Below are 13,490 nucleotides of genomic sequence, written 5' to 3' on the forward strand. Positions count from 1 at the left end.
GTGAGCGCCATGGCCCTGGCGGCATTCGTGGTGCCAGCGTCGGGCTGACATCCATGGAAACAGTTGCTGAAAGATAAATAAAATCGATTTATCGTATTACACACATAAGCCCAGCTTGTTACTGAGGTCGACATGTCGGTTTCACACGCCCAACTCAAGGCTTTCCACGCGGTGGCCGTGCACGGCAGCTTCACCCGCGCCGCAGAAAAGCTGTTTCTTACCCAGCCTGCGGTGTCCGACCAGGTGCGCAAACTGGAGGAGCGCTTCGGCGTATTGCTGTTCCACCGCAACAAACGCTCGGTGCAGCTCACCGACCTGGGCGAGCGGCTGCTGGGCATCAGCCAGCGCCTGTTCGCCTGCGAGGCCGAGGCACAGGAGCTGCTGCACGACTCACGGGCGCTTCACACCGGCAGCCTGGTGCTGGCAGTGGATGCGCCGGTGCATGTGCTGCCGCAGATCGCCCGCTTCTGCCAGCGGTATCCGGGCATTCAGGTGAAGGTCGAAACGGGCAATACCGACGAATCGCTGGCGCGGCTGTTCAGCTATCAGGCCGACCTGGCCCTGCTGGGCCGGGATGTCGACGATGAGCGCCTGCATTGCCTGCCGCTGCGTCGTGACCCGATGGTGGCGTTCGTTTCCCACCACCACCCATGGGCCAGCCGTGGCTCGATCAGCCTGGCCGACCTGGACGACACGCCACTGGTGCTGCGCGAGCCCGGCTCGGTAACGCGGCAAACGCTGGAAGAAGAGATGCAACGTGCCGGCCTGCGGATACGCGCAGCGATCCAGGTGGAGGGCCGGGAAGCGGCGCGTGAAGCGGTGGTGGTAGGGATTGGTGTGGGCGTGGTGTCGGCGGCGGAGTTCGGCGCCGATGCGCGTGTGTGTGCGTTGCCGATTGTCGATTGCCAGCGGCATTTGACCGAGACCCTGGTGTGCCTGAGCGAGCAGCGTACACGCCGGGTGGTGGCGACTTTCCTGCAGATGGTCGAGGAAGGGGTGTAGGCCTGTGCTGGCCTTTTCGCGGGCTCGCCCGCGAAGGGGCCAGATCAGGCAACCCGACTATGCTGGGATAACCCCAATCCCCGGGCATTCACCCATGCTCTACCGCCTTGCCGCCGACACCTTGGTGCTGCTGCACCTGGCCTTCATCCTGCTGGTGCTGTTCGGCGGGCTGCTGGTGCTGCGCTGGCGCCCTGCCTTATTGCTGCACCTGCCGGCCCTGGCCTGGGGCCTGGGGGTGGAATATCTGCACCTGGACTGCCCGCTCACCACCTGGGAAAACCGCATGCGTAATGCCGCCGGTAACGCAGGTTACCAGGGCGGTTTCGTCGAGCACTACGTCTGGCCACTGGTCTACCCCGCCGGCCTGACCCCGCACATCCAGCTGCTGCTGGGCACCGTCGTGCTGGTGCTGAACCTTGGCATCTACAGCTACGTGGCCTGCCGCTGGCGCCGCCCTAGCGGGTAGCGATCACGAACAACCGCGGGAAGGGCAACAGGACCTTGCCATCAGAGGCCGGCGGATAGTCGCGCTGCATGGCCTGCTGGTACATCTGCAGGAAGTCAGCCTGCTCCTGCTCATCGAGCCTGGCCAGATAAGGCCGCAACGCCGACCCCTTGAACCATTCCACCACCGCTTCGGCGCCCTCCATCAACGGGTGATGGTAGGTGGTGCGCCACACGTCCACCCGTGTGCACAGCGGGCTGAGCAAATCGTAGTAGAACGCCGCATTGTGCCGTGGCGGCAGCTTGAAGTCGGTGAACTTCGCCGCCCAAGGGCCTTGGTTTGCGATCTCGCGCAACTGCCGGTGGGCCGGTTCGTCGAGGTTGTCCGGGGTCTGCACGGCCAGGCTGGCGCCTTCGCTGAGCTGGCGCACCAGGTGCGGATACAGCAAGGCGTGGTCAGGTACCCATTGCAGCGAGGCATTGGCCAGGATCAGGTCCTGCGGCTCGGGGGCAGTCCAGCCGGCAATGTCGGCAACGACCGTGCGCACACGCGGGATGCACAGCCGCTTGCGCTCACGGGCCTTGTCGATCATGTCCGGGTCGCTGTCCAGTGCCGTCACCTGGGCATCGGGGTAACGTTGCAGCAGCACTTCGGTCGAGTTGCCGGGGCCGCACCCCAGGTCGGTGGCGTGGCGCACCGGCCGTGGCGGGATGGCGGCAATCAGGTCTCGTACGGCGCGCGTGCGTTCGTCTTCGAACAGGGAATACTGGTTGGCGGACCAGGCCATGTGCGGCTCCTTTAGGCGGGTTATGTGCCTAGCATATGCCATCTGTCGCCCAGCGGGACGGTTACGAAAGGATTACGCCGGAACTGATCACCTGTGCTTGAAGTCATTCCTTCCATGCGCACACCCCTAAAGACCTACATCGCCCTGGCCATCCTGGCCCTGATCGCCGCGGCCGCCCTGCTCGGTTCACCGTGGATGAACCAGCGTTTCCACATGCCCGCAGAAAAACCCCAGGCCCAACAACGCGAAACGGCCGGGTCCCCAAGGGAGCCGGCCGTTTCCAGACGCGAGTGACGCTTAGTGCTGCTTGCTACCAGAGCGGATCTGGTGCACCACACCCATCGCCACCACGACCGCCGCAGCGATACCGGTGGAAATGACCAGAATCTGGTAGTCGGGCATGAAGGCCATGGTGACCAGGGCAGCCACGATGAACGCGATCACCAGGTAGGTCAGCCACGGGAACAGCCACATCTTCAGGCGTACTTCCTTACCCTCGGCAATCAGCTTGCGGCGCATGCGCAGCTGCGAGAAGGCGATGACCAGGTACACCAGCAGGGCAATCATGCCGGTGGTGTTCATCAGGGTGTCCAGCACGTCTTTCGGGCGCAGGGTTTCGCTGAAGTTGATCAATGCACACACCACGGCCACGGCGCACGAACCCATGATCGCGTACACCGGTACACCGGTACCGGCGCGGGTGATCTTGAAGAACGACGGCGCGTCGCCACGCTGGGCAAGGGAGAACAGCATGCGCGATGCGGTGTAGTGGCCAGAGATGAGGCAGCTGCTCACGGACGTCAGCACCACAAAGTTCATCAACAGCTCGGCATACGGCACACCCAGCAGTTCCAGGGTCCGGCGGTAAGCGCCATAGCCGGAAACACCCAGGTGCGGGTCATTCCACGGTACCAGGCAGACAATCAGGAAGATCGAGCCGACGTAGAACAGGCACACACGCCAGACCACCGAGTTGGTCGCCTTGACGATCTGCGCGGCCGGGTCCTTGGCTTCGGAAGCCGCGATGGTCACGATTTCGGCGCCGAGGAAGGCGAACATCACCCCGAGCAAGGCACCGATCACAGTGGTGATGCCATTGGGCATGAAGCCTTCAGCGGTGAGGTGACTGATGCCACGCACTTCACCGAACTGCCAGATGTTCAGCACCGCAGCCGTACACACGATCAGGAAGCAGACGATTGCAATCACCTTGATCAAGGCGAACCAGAACTCGAACTCACCGTAGTGCTTGACGTTGAAGAAGTTGACGGTGATCAGCAACAGGGTCGTGGCCAGCACGAACACGTTGACGCTAACGTCGGGGAAGAAGCCATGCAGGATCTTGCCCGCCACATAGGCTTCCCAGGCCATGAGGATGACCCAGTACCACCAGTACAGCCAGCCGATGGTAAAACCGGCCCAACGGCCAATGGCGCGGTCGGCGTAGGTGGAGAACGAGCCGGTGTCAGGCGAGGAAGTCGCCATCTCACCCAGCATGCGCATGATCAGTACCACCAGGATGCCGCCTGCCAGGTAGGCCAGGACAGCGGCTGGGCCGGCGCTGTGGATCACGCTGCCGGAACCTACGAACAGGGCGCCGCCGATAACCCCGGCGATCGACATCATCGTCAGGTGGCGCGACTTCAGCGAGGCACTGAGCTTGCTCTCATGCCCGCTTTTCGCGGTGGTGGTTGTGGATGTTGCGTCCATCAGTTGTGTACCCCGTGCTTCTTTTTATCCAAGGAAAACTGTGAAACCCCGATGGCTGGCGATTTCACCTGTACATCAGTGCTAATGCGGGCAGGATGGTGTGAACTACACACGCAGGCCTTCCATGGCGGCCTGCTGACGCGCCCCAGGGCGACTGCCTGAGGCGAACTGAACATGCTTTATGTGGCGATATCCGACACCTAATGTAAAAATGTCCGACGCAGAGAGCCATGCACAGTGGCATGAATCTCGCACTGCACTGTATAGGTCGCCCATGCAGTACACCCTGCAGTCGCCAGGCGATACGCATCCTGAAGGTCCCGAATGTTCGAATTACATCCAGACTCCTCAACCCCGCTGGTCAACCAGATCATCGATGGGCTGCGCGAGCTGATCGACAACCAAACCCTCAAGCCAGGCGCCAAGGTCCCGTCGATCCGCGCCTTTGCCGCAAGCTATTCGGTGAGTACCTTCACCGTGGTCGAGGCCTACGACCGCCTGGTCGCCCAAGGGCTGCTGGTGAGCCGTGGCAATGCGGGGTTCTTCGTCAACCGTGCGGCGGGCGAACTGCTGGAACAGCACAACACCGAGGCCGACACCAGTCGACCAACGTTCAACTCCGAGTGGTACCTGCAGCAGATATTCGAAATCCGCCAGTTGCCGTACAAGCCGGGGTGCGGCTGGCTGCCCAACGACTGGATGTACGAAGACGGCCTGCGCCGCGGCCTTCGCCAGGTGGCCGGCAGCCCGCTGGAGTTGTCGGGCTACGGCGACCCCATGGGCCTGATGGAGCTGCGTGCACTGACCGCACAGAACCTGCAACAGGAGCTGTCGATCGTCGCCAACCCGGCACAGCTGATGCTCACCCACGGCGCCAGCCAGGCCCTGGACCTGGCCGCACGCACACTGGTGCGCCCAGGCGATGTGGTGCTGGTGGACGACCCTGGCTACCCGAACCTCATGAGCATCCTGCGCACCCAAGGGGCAACCCTGGTAGGCGTGCCACGTACACCGGCCGGCTACGACCTGAACCAGCTGGAGCAATTGCTCACCCACCACCGCCCGACGGCGTTCTTCACCCAGCCGCACCTGCACAGCCCGACGTGCTCGCGCACCCCGCTGCCGCAGTTGCACCGCCTGCTGCAGCTTGCCAGCCAGCATGGCTTCCGCCTGGTGGAGAACAACCTGTACGCCGACATGGTCGCCGAGCCGCAGCCATGCCTGGCCAGCCTCGACCATCTGCAGCAAGTGGTGTACGTGGGCAGCTATTCCAAGAGCATTTCGCCCAACGTGCGGGTTGGCTACATGCTGGCCAACCCCGAGCTGATGCAAAAACTGCTGCACCTGAAGATGCGCTCAGGCCTGACCACCTCGCAGGTGATGGAGCGCGTGGTGTATGCGGCGATTATCGACGGGCGCTGGCGCAAGCACCTCAAGCGCCTGCGCCAGCGCCTGGCCGAGGCACATCAGGAGGTGGGGCGGCACCTGCATCGATTGGGCTTTGAACTGTTCACCGAATCGGATGAAGGCATGTACATCTGGACCCGCCACCCGGCGATTCCCGACAGTGCAGCGTTGCTGGACGATGCGCTGGAGAAAGGCATCATGCTCGGCCCCGGGCAGTTGTTCATGGTCGACGCCAAGGCGACCGGGTGGATGCGCTTCAATGTGGCGTTCAGTACGGACCCGGCGATGTGGGAGTTGCTGGAGAAGGTCTTCGTCAAGCATGTGCGACGGGGTGGGATGTAAGAGCAGGTTTACCCCGAAGCTCACCTGACGCGCTGAACGGCTCGATAGTCCCCAGCACTTGTGCTTACCACTGATTACCACTACCACAACGACACGCTCGTCGTTGACGTGGCGACGCACCACTTGACCGAGGCCAGTCGCCACAACTTGGATCCCATCTTATGACGAGGTATGCTAGGCAATAGCTAAACGCCACCACCCAGGCAGGCTTGGTGCCTGTCTTCAAGGACGAGCCCTTTGCCCAGCCACCCGACCCGTCACACCATCGCCCGCCAGTGGCAACTGCTCAAGTTACTGCCCGGCCGCCACCCAGGCATGAGCTCCACTCAGTTGCAGGCTGCCCTGAAAACCGTGGGCCATACCACCAGCAAACGCACCGTCGAGCGCGACCTGGTCGAGCTCGCCGCACTGTTCCCGCTGCAGTGCAACAGTAAAGGCATGCCTTACGGCTGGTACTGGCAACCGGGCTTGAGCCTGGGCGAAGCGCAGCAGCTGCAACCCGACGCACTTGTGCCCCCGACACACGTTGTACTGAATGCCTGGGTCGATGACGCGCTGGCCCGCCGCCTGGAACAGTCACCCCTGTCCGCCGATATGCAACTGACGCCGCACGCAAGCGGCGGCGCCGCGCTGGTGGCCACCGTCGACGACAACCGCGCGCTGATGGGCTGGCTGCTGTCCCAGGCGGGTTCGATCCGCATCCAGGCCCCGCAGGCGCTGCGCAAAGCCATGATTGAACAACTGCGCCAGAGCCTGGCGCTGCATGAGGGCGAAGGCTGCTGCGAACGATAGCGCCAGCGTCGTCAGTAGGTACTTGCGGGGGAGTGTTGAGTTTTCAGCAAATGACCATTGACCGCAGAATGAATGCACGCATTTTTCTGCAGGCTGTTTTTACCGCGGGTCACGACGTGCCAGGCAGGCATAGGCCAAGCCCAGTACGCTGACCGCCAGTATGCCAAGCAGTATCATCAGCTCACGGCTGTAATGGGCTACCATGGCCGGAAAACCGATGACCTCGCGGTACACCTGCACATTGGCCTCACCATCGGCATGGCTGATACTGACCCCGCCATGGCGGATCTGCGAGTAGTCGGCATCGAAATACACCCACACCTTGCAGGTGCCACCAGGCTCGATGGCCGTGATATCAACCTGGGCGATGGCAGTTTCCAGCAGCGTGTCATTGCCGGCAGCATCGCGCACCTGCACCAGGCCCTTGGCTGGCAGGCGGATTTTCACCTGCCGTACCTGTGCATCACCACTGTTGTGCAGTTCAATCAGCAAACCGGTACGGTGGTCGACCAGCCCGGCCTCGAAAGGCTTGGCGAACAGCTGGGCATAAGGTGCCTGCGCCATTTCGATGAGCCGCTCGACCTGGTCATGGCCCAGCTGGCCTTGAACGATACCGTTGATTTTCCCCTGCAACTGCTCGTACTTCAGCTGTTCGCTGGCCTTGCTGATCCGCTCGCTGAACTGGCTGGGGTAAGTGAGGTAGGCATAGGTCAGTGACGCCTCAAGGCGCGGATTGCCCCTGAGCAACGCGTAGGCGGCCAACAGGACCATCAGGCCGATCAGCACGGCGACGAGAAGCTTCCCCACCTTGTCCCAGCTCAATGCATGCTTCCTTCTGTCGTGTTACAGACGATTAAAACCGCCCAAGGGTGCCAAGTTCGCGCCCCCCAGGCAAGCCTGGCTAGGCTTCGCCCTCGCCTTCGCGCGCCTGGCGCATCTGCAGCAACTGGCCGTCGATCAGTGATTTGGCCATCCCTGCCAGGTAGTACGTGGCTTTCATCATCACCTGGCGGTCGTCAGGCCTGTCGATGGCCTTGCGGGTGATCTCGGTGATGCAGCCCATGATGCCCGAAGCTTCCATCAGGGCGGTGCGTATTGGCAGTTGCGGTTTCATTTGCACCAGTTCGGCATTGCTATTGCCAAAGCGGCTCGCGGCATGCACCACATAGGGCTTGCTGCTGTTTTTCGGCGTTTCGCTGTCCATGTCCATTCCTCAAGATTAGGCGTTTGCCGAGGCTAGGCCGCTGCCTACCCCCATTACAATGACAAAGGGGAGGAAACGGTCACTTTAGGAAATGGACTACAAGAACCCCGCACAGGGAGCACCGAGACACTGCTCGCCCCCTTGACCCGCCCCCGGCAGTGGCGGACGATCAACCTCCCCCACACAAGGACGAACACCATGCTGCGGATACTGGGAAGAGCCTCTTCCATCAATGTGCGAAAAGTCCTGTGGGCCTGCGCCGAATTCGAGATCGCGTTCGAGCGCGAAGACTGGGGTTCTGGCTTCAAGGCCACGGACAGCGCCGAGTTCCTCGCGCTGAACCCCAACGCCATGATTCCAGTGATCCAGGACGGCGACTTCACCTTGTGGGAGTCCAATAGCATCATCCGTTACCTGGCCAGCCGCTACGGCGCCACCGCGTTCTATCCCGGCGAGGCCCAGGCGCGGGCGAGGATCGACCAGTGGATCGACTGGCAGGCCTCGGACCTGAACCGCTCATGGAGCTACGCATTCATGTCGCTGGTCAGGCATTCGCCCGCTCACCAAGATCCGCAAGCACTGGCTGCCGGTTGTGCCGAGTGGTCACGTTACATGCACATCCTCGACCGCCAACTGGCCAGCACCGGTGCCTATGTGGCCGGCAGCCAGTTCACCCTGGCCGACATCCCTATCGGCCTGTCGGTCAACCGTTGGTTCGAAACGCCGTTCGAGCACCCGCACCTGCCCGCAGTGCGCGATTATTACGAGCGCCTGAGCGAGCGCCCTGCCTATCACTTGCATGGCCGAAACGGGACCCCGTAATACCGGCAAGCACGTGTATCGAGGGGCGCAAAGCGCCCCAAGGTTCCGGCCTGTTACAGCGCAACCTGCCCCGCCGCTACCACCCCTCGCCCACGCCAGGCAAACAGCAGCACCAGCACCAGTCCCAGCGCCGCCATCGCCGCCCCCGCCAGGGAAATCGCCGGGTAGCCCAGCCCTGCGTTGATCACCGCGCCGCCCAACGCCGCACCGATCGCATTACCCAGGTTGAACGCACCGATGTTCACCGCCGAGGCCAGGTTGGGCGCATCCTTGGCCGCTTCCATCACCCGCATTTGCAGCGGCGGCACCAGGGCAAAGCTGGCCGCACCCCAGACCAGGATCGCCAGGGCGGTCGGCAGCGGCCAGTCCAGTACCAGCGGAAACACCAGCAGCACGGCAATCAGCCCAGCCAGTGACAGGATGAGGGTGCGATCGATCGAGCGGTCCGCCGCCTTGCCGCCCCACACGTTGCCCAAGGTCAGGCCGACACCAAACAACACCAGCATGGTCGTCACGAAGGTGGTGGACGCCGCCGCTTCATTCTGCAGAATCGGCGCAATGTAGGTGAACACCGTGAACATTGCGCTGGAACCCACCACGGTCAGCAACAATGCCGCCAGTACCGGCCTACGGCCCAGCACACGGATCTCGGCCATGGCCCCCTCGCCCTTGGGCGACGCAACATTGGGCAGTGCGTACCAGAGTGTGGTCATCGCCACCAGGCCAAGCCCGGCAATACCCCAGAACGCCGTGCGCCAACCCAGCATTTCACCAAACCAGGTCGCCAACGGCACGCCGCCGATGGTGGCCAGGGTCAAACCCATGAACATTGCAGCCACAGCCCCGGCGCGCTTCGCGGGCGGCACCACACTGGCCGCGACGATCGAGCCGATGCCAAAGAAGGCGCCGTGGTTGAGTGAAGTGACCACGCGGGCCACCAGCAGGCTGGCGTAGTCGCTGGCCAGGGCTGACATCAGGTTACCCAAGGTGAAAATCGCCATCAGCCCGATCAACAGGTAACGGCGCGGGATCTTCACCGTGGCCAGGGTCATCAGCGGCGCGCCGATCAATACGCCGATGGCATAGGCACTGACCAGCAGCCCGGCAGCAGGAATGGAAACGCCAAGGTCGGTAGCGATACTGGGCAACATACCCATGGGGGCGAACTCTGTAACGCCGATGCCGAAGGCACCGATGGCAAGTGCGACAAGCGGTGGATTGATACGCATGGCAAGCTCCTTATCTATGCCGTAAATGCTACGATCCGTTTAAAACACGCACTAGACTGCATTTTTGCGAACCACCTTTGCTTAAGAGGCACAAATGGACTTCAGTGGCAGATCCGGCGAGATGGAGATTTTTGCCAAGGTGGCGCAAGCGGGCAGCCTGTCTGCTGCCGCCCGAGCGCTAGGCCTGACGCCCTCGGCGGTCAGCCGCATTCTCGCCCGCACCGAACAGCGCCTGGGTACCCGCCTGCTACTGCGCACGACCCGGGCGCTCACCCTCACCCCCGAGGGGGAGGCCTACCTGCGCGGCGCACGGCGGGTGCTTGCGGACATGCTCGAAGTGGAAGAAGCCATCACTGACCAAGGCGTGCCACGCGGGCGCTTGCGGGTCAGCGCTGCGCTGGGCCATGCCCGGTTGACCGTAGTGCCGCTGCTGGCGGCCTTCAGCGCGCGCTACCCTCAAGTGCTGGTTGACCTGACCCTCAGCGACGAGGTGGCCGACATTCTCGGCGGCCAGGCCGACGTGGCGCTGCGCTTCGGTCACCTGCCGGACAGCTCGTTGAGCGCTCGGGCCATTGGCGAGACCGGCCAGGTGGTGGTGGCCTCGCCAGCATACCTGCAACGCTACGGTACCCCGCTTGAACCTGAAGACCTGGCCCGGCACAACTGCCTGCGCTTCAACTTCCGCCGCGCGATGCCTGACTGGCCGTTTCACCGCGACGGGCATACGTTCTCACTGAAGGTGACAGGGAATATCGAATGCAGCAGCGGCGAGGCGCTGGCGCAACTGGCCAGGCTGGGCGCCGGCGTGGCGCGTATCGGCACCTTTACCGTGGCCGATGACCTGGGCAACGGGCAACTGGTGCCGTTGCTGGAGGCTTATAACCCAGGTGATCGGGAACCGATTCATGCGGTGTTCGTAGGCGGCCCGGCGATGCCGGCGCGGGTGCGGGTGTTTGTGGATTTTCTGGTGGAGCAGCTATCTGGCGCTGCCCGTTAGGTTATCTTCGACACTTCACAGTACCGCCCGGGCCACACCACCATGCGCATTGTCATTCCCGACGACTACCAGAATGTAATCCCTACGCTCGATTGCTTCGGCAAGCTCAGCGGGCATGCTGTCAGTGTCCTTCATGAGCTTCCGCCTGCCACGCCGGAACAACTTGCAGCACGTTTTGCCGATGCCGACGCGCTGGTACTCACCCGCGAACGCACACGCATCGACGCCGCCTTGCTCGACCGCCTGCCCAACCTCAAGCTGATCAGCCAGACCGGCAAGGTGTCCAGCCACCTCGACCTGGCTGCCTGCACCGCGCGCGGCATTGCCGTGACCGAGGGGCGCGGATCGCCGGTAGCGCCCGCCGAACTGGCCTGGGCGCTGATCCTCAATGCCCGCCGGCAACTGGTACCGGCCATTGATGCCTTCCGCCAGGGCCAATGGCAGGTCAACCTGGGCCAGGCGCTGGCCGGGCAGACGCTGGGTATCTGGGGCTATGGCAAGATTGGCCAGCGCCTGGCGCGTTATGCGCAGGCCTTCGACATGCCCGTGCTGGTGTGGGGCAGCGAAAACAGCCGTACCGCAGCCAAAGCCGATGGCCACTCTGCTGCCGCCTCGCGTGCGGCGTTTTTTGCCGAGGCGGATATTGTCAGCCTGAACCTGCGCCTTTCGGATCAGACACGCCACGGGGTGACGTTCGACGACCTGTCCCAGATGAAGCCCGACGCCCTGCTGGTGAACGTCAGCCGCGCAGAACTGATTGCACCCGGCGCATTACTGCAGGCATTGAATGCCGGGCGGCCGGGGTACGCGGCGGTGGATGTTTATGAGGAAGAGCCGTTACTGGACCCGGCCCATCCATTGCTGTGCCACCCACGTGTACTCAGCACGCCCCACCTGGGGTATGTGGAGAAGAACGGCTACGAGCTGTACTTCGGTGACGCCTTCGACAATGTGCTGGCGTTTTTCGAAGGGGTACCGAAGAACGTCGCCAACCCGCAAGCTTTGGCACTTCAACGCTTGAAGGCGGCGCAACCTTGAGGTTGCACTACCCGAGCAGGTGCAGCCCAAGCGTAAACACAGCCACGGCCAAGGCGACCAACGACACGGCATGACGCTCCAGATACGCGGGCCAACCGGCTGCTGACTGCGACGCGCACTCACATGGGCGCTCAACCAGGCAGGTCAAGCGCGCCTCCACACTGTCCACGCGGTCTGCCTGGGTGCTGGCTGCCAGCGCGAGCTTCTTCAGCGCCGTGGTCACGGTGATGGACAGCCCCTCCCGAGCCTGATTGCTGGCGGCCAGTTGCTGCTGGTACTGCTCAAGGTGCTTGCGGAACGCCCCTTCCTTCTGCACACGGGCCAGGGTAGTTGCCACGAGCTTTTTGTTCAGCGCTTCGATATTGGCCTGCAGTGCGTCATGCCCGCTGGCCTGCTGGGCCGACGCGTCCGCTTCAAGGTGGGTCTCGTGCTGCGTGTTCCCATTCGCCTCGGCAAGCGGAGTCAGGGTGCCGTGTTCATGTAGCTGGTTCATCAATCACTATCCGGATACTGCGGTAAGGGGCGAGAAGCTATCAAAATGACATTACCGGATCCACTGATCAGTCGCGCAATTGACGGCTTTCGTCAAAACGTGCGCGTACACTTGCCTTCAAGCCACTCGCAGGAGCCGCTTCATGCCCTACCCCATTGAAGAAAAACTGGTCATTGGCGTTGCCTCGAGTGCGCTGTTCGACCTCTCCGTCTCCGACGACATCTACCAGACACAAGGTGTCGAGGCTTACCGCCAACATCAGGAACAGAACCTGGACGAGCCGTTCCCAAGGGGGGTGGCGCTCCCGTTCATTCGCCGCTTCCTGAGCATCAACAAGGCGTTCCCCGACCAGTTGCCGGTGGAGGTGGTGCTGCTCTCCCGCAACTCGCCGGAAACCGGCCTGCGGGTGTTCCGCTCCATCAGCCACTATCAGCTGGACATCACCCGCGCAGCCTTCATGTCGGGCCGCTCGCCTTACGAATACATCCCGGCGTTCAATGCCTCGCTGTTCCTCAGCGCCAACGAGGAAGATGTGCAAAAGGCCATCGACGCCAACTACCCTGCCGGGCGTGTGCTGCCTACGCGCATCTACGATGATGAAATCGATACTGAGCTGCGGGTGGCCTTCGACTTCGATGGCGTGATTGCCGACGACGAGGCAGAGAGTGTTTACAAGCGCAACGACAACCTGGACGACTTCCAGGAACACGAGCGCGTGCACAAGGGCACCCCGCATTCGCCGGGGCCATTGGCAGACCTTTACCGCAAGCTTTCGCGTATACGTATGCTGGAGGACCGCAAGCTGGCCGAGGACCCGAACTACCAGCGGATTCTGCGCATTGCCATCGTCACGGCGCGCAACGCGCCTTCGCATGAGCGAGTGGTGACAACCCTGAAGGATTGGGGCGTATCCCCGGATGAGTGCTTTTTTCTAGGCGGTATGGATAAGCCCAGGGTGTTGTCGATATTGAAGCCGCATGTATTTTTCGACGACCAGCGCACGCACCTGCAATCGCCAGCAGGAAACCTGCCAATGGTGCATGTACCGTTTGGCGTGGCGAACAGAGTGCGCTCCCCTCAGGAGCCTGACGCGAAGCAGGATCAACTGCCGATCAGCACATCACCCTGCTTGCCATAAACCGCGTCGCCTGCTTCGCGGGAAGCGCAGGTCATGGGCCGCCAGACGACCTCCTTGACCCACGCCCGCTCGCCGTCGCATGCT

The 13,490-nt window shown here is 62.6% G+C and carries 15 protein-coding genes; 9 read left to right on the forward strand and 6 right to left on the reverse strand.

What is annotated here, in order from left to right; translation table 11 throughout:
* Positions 1–132: 132 nt before the first annotated feature.
* Together LVS58_RS20015 and LVS58_RS20020 are read left to right on the forward strand one after the other, a co-directional pair.
* The gene (locus tag LVS58_RS20015; RefSeq protein ID WP_233692493.1) at positions 133–1,002 is read left to right on the forward strand and encodes a LysR substrate-binding domain-containing protein; all 870 of its coding nucleotides are present in this window, start codon (positions 133–135) and stop codon (positions 1,000–1,002) included.
* A gap of 94 nt (positions 1,003–1,096) precedes the next feature.
* Positions 1,097–1,468 carry a DUF2784 domain-containing protein gene (locus LVS58_RS20020; RefSeq protein ID WP_233692494.1) on the forward strand — a complete coding sequence of 124 codons (372 nt, stop codon included), beginning with the start codon at positions 1,097–1,099 and terminating at the stop codon, positions 1,466–1,468.
* Here the strand turns inward: LVS58_RS20020 and tam are convergent.
* Entirely contained in the window at positions 1,458–2,234 is a 777-nt protein-coding gene (gene tam / locus LVS58_RS20025; protein WP_233692495.1) for a trans-aconitate 2-methyltransferase, read from the reverse strand. The genes LVS58_RS20020 and tam overlap by 11 nt on opposite strands.
* A gap of 114 nt (positions 2,235–2,348) precedes the next feature.
* Here tam and LVS58_RS20030 point away from each other — a divergent pair, with 114 nt between their 5' ends.
* Complete coding sequence (locus LVS58_RS20030) at positions 2,349–2,528, forward strand: hypothetical protein (RefSeq protein ID WP_233692496.1); 180 nt, start codon at positions 2,349–2,351, stop codon at positions 2,526–2,528.
* A gap of 3 nt (positions 2,529–2,531) precedes the next feature.
* Here LVS58_RS20030 and LVS58_RS20035 read toward each other — a convergent pair whose 3' ends face one another.
* Positions 2,532–3,944, reverse strand: a complete 1,413-nt coding sequence (locus LVS58_RS20035; protein WP_233692497.1) for an amino acid permease — start codon at positions 3,942–3,944, stop codon at positions 2,532–2,534.
* A 324-nt stretch (positions 3,945–4,268) separates the two neighbouring features.
* On the opposite strand from LVS58_RS20035, the gene LVS58_RS20040 reads away from it, so the two are divergent.
* Both LVS58_RS20040 and LVS58_RS20045 read left to right on the forward strand, forming a co-directional pair.
* A complete protein-coding gene (locus tag LVS58_RS20040; protein WP_003250769.1) occupies positions 4,269–5,693 on the forward strand; it encodes an aminotransferase-like domain-containing protein in 1,425 nt (474 codons plus the stop codon).
* 237 nt (positions 5,694–5,930) lie between these two features.
* Positions 5,931–6,485 (forward strand): WYL domain-containing protein, encoded by a 555-nt coding sequence (locus LVS58_RS20045; protein WP_233692498.1) that lies wholly within the window; start codon positions 5,931–5,933, stop codon positions 6,483–6,485.
* 99 nt (positions 6,486–6,584) lie between these two features.
* Here the strand turns inward: LVS58_RS20045 and LVS58_RS20050 are convergent, their stop codons facing one another.
* Together LVS58_RS20050 and LVS58_RS20055 are read right to left on the reverse strand one after the other, a co-directional pair.
* On the reverse strand, positions 6,585–7,307 hold the full coding sequence (locus tag LVS58_RS20050) for a hypothetical protein (RefSeq protein WP_233692499.1): 723 nt from the start codon (positions 7,305–7,307) through the stop codon (positions 6,585–6,587).
* A gap of 79 nt (positions 7,308–7,386) precedes the next feature.
* Positions 7,387–7,689, reverse strand: coding sequence for a DUF3077 domain-containing protein (locus tag LVS58_RS20055; RefSeq protein ID WP_233692500.1), 303 nt, complete (start codon positions 7,687–7,689; stop codon positions 7,387–7,389).
* A gap of 198 nt (positions 7,690–7,887) precedes the next feature.
* Here LVS58_RS20055 and LVS58_RS20060 point away from each other — a divergent pair, with 198 nt between their 5' ends.
* The gene (locus tag LVS58_RS20060; protein ID WP_233692501.1) at positions 7,888–8,511 is read left to right on the forward strand and encodes a glutathione S-transferase family protein; all 624 of its coding nucleotides are present in this window, start codon (positions 7,888–7,890) and stop codon (positions 8,509–8,511) included.
* A gap of 53 nt (positions 8,512–8,564) precedes the next feature.
* Here the strand turns inward: LVS58_RS20060 and LVS58_RS20065 are convergent, their stop codons facing one another.
* The gene (locus LVS58_RS20065) at positions 8,565–9,740 is read right to left on the reverse strand and encodes an MFS transporter (RefSeq protein ID WP_233692502.1); all 1,176 of its coding nucleotides are present in this window, start codon (positions 9,738–9,740) and stop codon (positions 8,565–8,567) included.
* A gap of 94 nt (positions 9,741–9,834) precedes the next feature.
* Between LVS58_RS20065 and LVS58_RS20070 the strand changes: the two genes are divergently transcribed.
* Complete coding sequence (locus LVS58_RS20070; protein ID WP_233692503.1) at positions 9,835–10,737, forward strand: LysR family transcriptional regulator; 903 nt, start codon at positions 9,835–9,837, stop codon at positions 10,735–10,737.
* Positions 10,738–10,779: 42 nt separating this feature from the next.
* Positions 10,780–11,775 (forward strand): D-2-hydroxyacid dehydrogenase family protein, encoded by a 996-nt coding sequence (locus tag LVS58_RS20075; RefSeq protein ID WP_233692504.1) that lies wholly within the window; start codon positions 10,780–10,782, stop codon positions 11,773–11,775.
* A 7-nt stretch (positions 11,776–11,782) separates the two neighbouring features.
* On the opposite strand, the gene LVS58_RS20080 is transcribed toward LVS58_RS20075, so the two are convergent.
* Complete coding sequence (locus LVS58_RS20080; protein WP_233692505.1) at positions 11,783–12,268, reverse strand: hypothetical protein; 486 nt, start codon at positions 12,266–12,268, stop codon at positions 11,783–11,785.
* A 142-nt stretch (positions 12,269–12,410) separates the two neighbouring features.
* Between LVS58_RS20080 and LVS58_RS20085 the strand changes: the two genes are divergently transcribed.
* The gene (locus LVS58_RS20085) at positions 12,411–13,406 is read left to right on the forward strand and encodes a 5'-nucleotidase (RefSeq protein ID WP_233692506.1); all 996 of its coding nucleotides are present in this window, start codon (positions 12,411–12,413) and stop codon (positions 13,404–13,406) included.
* Positions 13,407–13,490: the final 84 nt, after the last annotated feature.

This window comes from Pseudomonas sp. JR33AA, from assembly GCF_021378985.1.
In the GTDB taxonomy this organism is placed as follows: Bacteria; Pseudomonadota; Gammaproteobacteria; order Pseudomonadales; family Pseudomonadaceae; genus Aquipseudomonas; species Aquipseudomonas alloputida.